Consider the following 5,894-nt stretch of genomic DNA (forward strand, 5'->3'; position numbering starts at 1 on the left):
GGACCTGTCCGCGTTCGTGCTCTTCTCCTCCGCCGCCGGCGTGTTCGGCAACGCGGGACAGGCCAACTACGCGGCGGCCAACACCTTCCTCGACGCCCTGGCCGCGCACCGCCGGGCGGCCGGTCTCGCCGGTACCTCGCTGGCCTGGGGCCTGTGGTCCGAGGCCGGCGGCGGCATGGGGGCCGGCCTCGGCGCCGACGAGGTCTCGCGCCTGGGACGCGGCGGGGTCCGGGCGCTCACCGCACCCGAGGGGGCGGTCCTGTTCGACACCGCCGCGGCCACCGGCCGGGCCCTGCTGGTCCCGGTGAAGCTGGACCTGCCCGCGCTGCGCGCCCAGGCCGGCAGCGGCATGCTCCCGCCGCTCCTGTCCGCCCTCGTGCGTACGCCCGTACGCCGGACCGCGGGCAGCGCCGGACCCGGCGCCGACGGCGCCACCGCACTGCGCGAGCGCCTCACCGCACTCGCGCCGGCCGCCCGCGACGAGGCCCTGCTGGAGCTCGTGTGCGGGTACGTCGCGGGGGTCCTCGGCTTCACCGGCCCCGAGGCGGTCGACCCGGCACGCTCGTTCAACGAGGTCGGCTTCGACTCGCTCACCGCCGTCGAACTCCGCAACCGGCTCGGCGCCGCCACCGGCGTCCGCCTGCCCGCCACCCTCGTGTTCGACTACCCGACGCCGACGGCCCTCGTGGCGTTCCTGCGGGACGAGCTCTGGCAGGACGGCGCCGCGGCGGTTCCCCCGCTGCTCGCCGAACTGGACCGGCTGGAGAAGACGCTCGTCACCTCCGCCCCCGACGACGCCGGCCGCGACCGCATCACCGAGCGCCTCCAGGCCCTGCTGGCCGCCTGGAACGACGCCGGTGCGGCGGCCGACGGTGCACCCACGGACGGCTCGGACGGCTCGGACGGCGCGGACGTCGCCGAGACGCTGGAGGACGCGACCGATGACGACCTCTTCGACTTCATCGGCAAGGAGTTCGGCATCTCATGACGCGGCGGCCACGCCCCACCCGATCCCCCCTTTCCCACCTTCTGGCTTCTGTACGAGGGATGCACGCATGAACGAGGAAAAGCTCCGGTACTTCCTGAAGCGGGTGACCGCCGATCTCCACGAGACGCGCCGCCGGCTCCAGGAGGTCGAGTCGGAGGAGCAGGAGCCGATCGCGATCGTCGGGATGAGCTGCCGCTACCCGGGGGACGTCGAGTCCCCCGAGGACCTGTGGCGGCTGGTGTCCGAGGAGACCGACGCCATCTCCCCGTTCCCGGCCGACCGGGGCTGGGACACGGGCCGCCTCTTCGACGAGGACCCGGACGGGCGGGGCACCAGCTACGTGCAGGAGGGCGGCTTCCTCCACTCGGCGAACCGGTTCGACCCGGCGTTCTTCGGGATCTCGCCCCGTGAGGCCACGGCCATGGACCCCCAGCAGCGCCTCCTCCTGGAGATCTCCTGGGAGGCCTTCGAGCGGGCGGGCATCGACCCGACCTCGGTGCGCGGCAGCCGCACCGGCGTGTTCACCGGCGTCATGTACCACGACTACGCGTCACGGCTGCGCGCCGTGCCGCCGGAGGTCGAGGGCTACCTCGGCACCGGCGCCTCCAGCAGCATCGCCTCCGGCCGCGTCTCGTACACGTTCGGCCTGGAGGGCCCGGCGCTGACCGTCGACACCGCCTGCTCCTCCTCCCTCGTCACCCTGCACCTCGCCATGCAGGCCCTCCGCAAGGGCGAGTGCTCGCTCGCCCTCGCGGGCGGCGTCACCGTGATGCCGACACCCGGCACCTTCACCGAGTTCAGCAAGCAGCGCGGGCTGTCCTTCGACGGCCGCTGCAAGTCCTTCGCCGACGCCGCCGACGGCACCGGCTGGGGCGAGGGCGCGGGCATGCTCCTCGTCGAGCGGCTGTCCGACGCCCGCCGCAACGGCCACCCCGTCCTCGCCGTGGTCCGCGGCTCCGCCGTCAACCAGGACGGCGCCAGCAACGGCCTGACCGCCCCCAACGGCCCGTCCCAGCAGCGCGTCATCCGGCAGGCCCTGGCCGACGCCCGCCTCACGGCCGCCGACGTCGACGTGGTCGAGGCGCACGGCACCGGTACGACCCTGGGCGACCCGATCGAGGCCCAGGCCCTGCTCGCCACCTACGGCCGGGAGCACACCGAGGACCGGCCGCTGTGGCTGGGCTCGGTCAAGTCCAACATCGGGCACACCCAGGCCGCCGCGGGCGTCGCCGGCGTCATCAAGATGGTCATGGCGATCCGGCACGGCCGGATCCCGCGGACGCTGCACGTCGACCGGCCGTCGACCAAGGTCGACTGGGCCGCGGGCGCCGTGACGCTGCTCCGCGAGACCGTGGACTGGCCCGAGACCGGGCGCCCGCGGCGTGCCGCGGTGTCCTCGTTCGGCATCAGCGGTACGAACGCCCACACCATCATCGAGCAGGCGCCGCCCGCCACGGCCGCCGGACCCGCACCCGCCGCCCCCGGTGCGGACGCGGAAGCCGACCCCGCCGCGGGCCCCGTCGAGACCGCCGGCGCGGCCCCCGGCGCGGGCGCCGACGCCACCGACACCGCCGACCCCGGCGCGGGCGCCGACACCGCCGGGGCCGGTGCGCGTCCGCCCCGTCCGGTCGTCGTCCCCCCGGTCCTGCCGTGGCCGGTGTCGGCCCGCACGGAGGAGGCCCTGCGCGCCCAGGCCGACCGCCTGCTCACCCACCTGCGCGCCCATCCCGACCACACGGCGCAGGACGTGAGCCTGACCCTGGCCACCGGCCGCGCCGCCCTCGAACACCGCGCCGTCGTCCTGGCCGGCGACCGGGAGCAGGCACTCGCCGACCTCGCCGACCTCGCGTCGGGCGCCGACACCTCACCGCGGGTCGTCCGGGGCGAGGCCGGGGTCCGGGGCAGGACCGCGTTCCTCTTCACCGGCCAGGGCAGCCAGCGCCTCGGCATGGGCCGCGAACTGTACGACGCCCACCCCGCGTTCGCCGAGGCCCTCGACGCCGTGTGCGCCGCCCTGGACCCGCACCTCGGCACCCCGTTGCGGGACGTCTTCCTCGGGGACGACGCGGCGCTGCTCGACCGCACCGAGTACGCACAGCCGGCGCTGTTCGCGCTGGAAGCGGCCCTCTTCCGGCTGCTGGAGTCCTGGGGCGTGAAGCCGGACCTCCTGGCCGGCCACTCGATCGGCGAGATCGCCGCCGCGCACGTCGCGGGAGTGCTGTCGCTGGACGACGCGTGCGCGCTGGTGGCGGCCCGCGGCCGGCTGATGCAGGCGCTGCCCCCCGGCGGCGCGATGATCGCCCTCCAGGCCACGGAGGACGAGGTCCGGCCGCTGCTCGGCGACCGGGTGGCCATCGCCGCCGTCAACGGCCCCCGGTCCGTCGTCGTCTCCGGCGACGAGGCCGCGGCGGTCGCCGTCGCCGAGGCCTTCGCGGCGCAGGGCCGCAAGACCAGGCGGCTCACCGTCAGCCACGCCTTCCACTCACCGCACATGGACGGCATGCTCGACGACTTCCGCCGGGTCGTGGCGGGCCTGTCCTTCGGGGCCCCGAGCATCCCGGTCGTGTCCTGCCTGACCGGCGCCCTGGTCACCGACGAGATGGGCTCCGCCGACTTCTGGGTCCGGCACGTCCGCGAAGCCGTCCGCTTCCTCGACGCCGTCCGCGCCCTCGAGGCCGCCGGCGCGACGACGTACCTCGAACTCGGCCCCGACGGCGTCCTCTCCGCCCTCGCCCAGGACTGCCTGACCGGCGACCCCACCGCCGCCGCCTTCACCCCGGCCCTCCGCACGGGCGCCTCCGAGGCCGCCACGGCCACCACCGCCCTGGCCCTCGTCCACGCCCGCGGCACCGCCGTCGACTGGCACGCCTTCCACGCCGCCACCGGCGCCGCACAGGTGGACCTGCCCACGTACGCCTTCCAGCGCGACCACTACTGGCTGGACGCCGGCACCCTCGGCGGGGACGTCACCACCGCCGGCCTCCGGACCGCCGACCACCCCCTCCTCGGCGCCTCCGTCACCCTCGCCGACGCCGACGGGCTCCTCCTCACCGGCCGGCTGTCCCTCGCCACCCACCCCTGGCTCGCCGACCACCGCGTCGCGGGCGCCGCGCTGCTCCCCGGCACGGCCTTCGTCGAACTGGCGCTCCAGGCCGCCGAGAAGGCGGGCTGCGACCTGGTCGACGACCTGACCCTGGCCGCCCCGCTCGTCCTCCCCGAGGAGGGCGGCGTCGAGCTGCAGATCACGGTCGCGGCACCCGACGTGTCGGGCCGCCGGGCCGTCGCCTTCCACTCCCGCGACGGCTTCGCCGCCGACGACGAGCCGTGGGTGCGCCACGCCACCGCGGTCCTGGCCACGGCGGGGGAGGAGCCCCCGGCGTTCGACCTGACCGCCTGGCCGCCGCCCGGCGCCGACGCCCTCGACGTCGCGTCCCTGTACGACGTCCTCTCCGACGCCGGCTTCGGCTACGGGCCGGCGTTCCAGGGCCTGCACGCCGCCTGGCGGCACGGCGACGACGTGTACGCCGAGGTCGGCCTCGGTTCCGGGACCGAGCCCGGCGCCGAGCGGTTCACCCTCCACCCGGCCCTCCTCGACTCCGTCCTGCACGCCGTCACCCTGGGCTCGCTGGTGGAGGACACCGGCCGGGGACGCCTGCCGTTCTCCTGGTCCGGGGTCTCGGTGTACGCCGCCGGGGCGGACGCCCTGCGCGTACGGCTCTCCCGCGCCGGGCGCGACGCCGTCCGACTGGAGCTCGCCGACGCGGCGGGCGCGCCCGTGGCCTCGGTCGACGCCCTCGCGCTGCGTGCCTTCTCGCCCGAACAGTTCGGCCGGCCGGCCCACGGCGCCGGCGACGCGCTCTACCGCGTGGAGTGGGCCGAATCCGCCGCGGCGGGCGGCCCCTTCGACGACTGGATGCTGCTGGGCGAGGGCAACCAGGCCTTCGCGGACCTCGCCGCGCTGGGCGCCGCCGTCGTCGACGGCGGCCGGATCCCGTCGGCACTCGTCGTACCCTGCACCGAGCCCGCGGCCGACGACGTGACCGCCGGCGCCCACGCGGCGGCGGGCCGCGCCCTGTCGCTGGTCAAGGAGTGGCTGGCCGACGACCGGTTCGCGGACGGTCGCCTCGTCCTCCTGACCCGGGGCGCGGTGGCCGCCGTACCCGGCGAGGGCCCGTCGGACCTGGTGCACGCCCCGGTGTGGGGCCTGGTGCGGTCCGCGCAGTCCGAGAACCCGGGCCGGATCGTCCTTGTCGACCTCGACCTCGACCTCGACCTCGACCTCGACGTCGAACCGGGCCTGGACCTCGACGCCGATGCGGACGCCGCCCAGGGGATCGCGGCGGCGCTCGTCTCGGGCGAGTCCGAGGTGGCGGTGCGCGGTGGCCGGGTCCTCGTGCCGCGGCTGGCCCGTGCCGACGCGGCCGTCGGTTCCGCTCCTGCGTGGGGTGGGGCCGGTGACGGCACGGTGCTGGTGACGGGTGCGAGCGGTTCGCTCGGGGCCCTGTTCGCCCGCCACCTCGTCACGGAGCACGGCGTACGGCACCTGCTGCTCGTCAGCCGGAGGGGTGAAGGGGCGCCGGGCGCGTCCGAGTTGGCGGCGGAGCTGGCGGATCTGGGTGCCGAGGCGACCTGGGCGGCGTGTGACGTGGCCGACCGGGAGGCGCTGGCGGCCGTACTGGCCGGCGTTCCGGCGGAGCACCCCTTGACCGCGGTGGTGCACACCGCGGGTGTCCTCGACGACGGTGTGGTCGGCTCGCTGACGGCCGAGCGGCTGTCGGCGGTGCTGCGCCCCAAGGTGGACGCGGCCTGGCACCTGCACGAGCTGACGGCCGACCTGGACCTGTCCGCGTTCGTGCTCTTCTCCTCCGCCGCCGGCGTGTTCGGTGGTGCGGGTCAGGCCAACTAC

At 76.1% G+C, this 5,894-nt stretch carries 2 protein-coding genes; both read left to right on the plus strand.

All coding sequences use genetic code 11. From position 1 onward, the window contains the following. Positions 1–988 (plus strand): beta-ketoacyl reductase (locus IF43_RS0134975; RefSeq protein ID WP_030210762.1); only part of this gene is annotated, 988 nt, incomplete at its 5' end. 67 nt (positions 989–1,055) lie between these two features. Next, positions 1,056–5,894, plus strand: a 4,839-nt coding sequence (locus IF43_RS0134980; RefSeq protein WP_030210766.1) for a type I polyketide synthase, incomplete at its 3' end; no start/stop codon positions are given.

Origin of the sequence: Streptomyces sp. NRRL S-87 (genome assembly GCF_000719335.1) — a bacterium.
Lineage (GTDB): Bacteria > Actinomycetota > Actinomycetes > Streptomycetales > Streptomycetaceae > Streptomyces.